Annotated in this window: 1 protein-coding gene; it reads left to right on the plus strand. The window is 25.4% G+C overall.

Annotated elements, in window-relative coordinates; translation table 11 throughout:
* The first annotated feature begins 73 nt into the window (after window positions 1-73).
* A complete protein-coding gene (locus tag CRU94_RS09505) occupies window positions 74-646 on the plus strand; it encodes a hypothetical protein (RefSeq protein WP_129106534.1) in 573 nt (190 codons plus the stop codon).
* Window positions 647-947 lie beyond the last annotated feature (301 nt).

The raw sequence follows: 947 nt of genomic DNA on the forward strand, positions 1-947 counted from the left end.
AGGATACTGTCTTTTAGTTCTTTTTGTACGGTTTTTTATTTTTAGAATGATATAATTCATCAAAGGGTAAATAATGAAAAAAACTAGAATTGAAATAAGATTAGATAATGAAGAAGAAAAAGATGAATATTTAAAAATTGCAAAAAAAGAGGGCTATAAAACATTTTCAGAATTTTTCAGAGCTAGAATGAAAAAAGACTTTTCAGAAATTTATAGAAGCCAATTAAAAAATATACAAATTAAATCAAATCCAAATGAAATAAAAAACCAATATTTAAAATTTAATGTAACTCAAGAAGATAAAATATTATTTACAAAGAAAGCTCTTGAAGAGGGTTATGAAAATTTATCATCATTTGCAAGAGAGAGATTAAAATCTAGTTTATCTGAAGATTATAAAATTGAAATTGATGAGTTAAGTAAAATAAGATTAGATACAGCAAGAACTAGACAAGCAGTTGCAAATTTAACTTCAAATATAAATCAAACTCTTAAAGCTTATAATAGTGGAGAACATCCAAGCAAATGGATAGAAAGAGATTTAACTAATAGAGAAAATTTAATTCCAGAAGTAAAATATCTTGTAAAACAAAATATTGAGATAATTAAGATTTTAGATAAGCTATTAAAAAAGAGGAAAAATTGATTTTATAAGTAGTGGTAACAGGATAGGGTGATAAGTCCTATCCTTTTTATTAATATGCTCTAGTAATAAATACTATACATATTAAAACTATTACCACTATAAGAGAATGCAAGGTAACTCCTTTTAAAGTCGCTCCCACCCTTTAAATTGCTACACTACCCGCAAAAAAAAAGGTAAAGCTAAAAAGCTCTACCTTTACACGACTTCGTGGATTATCAGCCCACTTAAGTTATTTTTACATTCTCTTAACGGTGAAATTATACAAGAATTAAAAATAGTTGTCAACATTTTTAAATACTTA

This window comes from Arcobacter sp. AHV-9/2010, assembly GCF_004116575.1.
In the GTDB taxonomy this organism is placed as follows: Bacteria; Campylobacterota; Campylobacteria; order Campylobacterales; family Arcobacteraceae; genus Aliarcobacter; species Aliarcobacter skirrowii.

Bases quoted from the DNA above. Each gene is read 5' to 3' on its own strand.
- CRU94_RS09505 (WP_129106534.1), top strand. From the start codon at position 74: ATGAAAAAAACTAGAATTGAAATAAGATTAGATAATGAAGAAGAAAAA.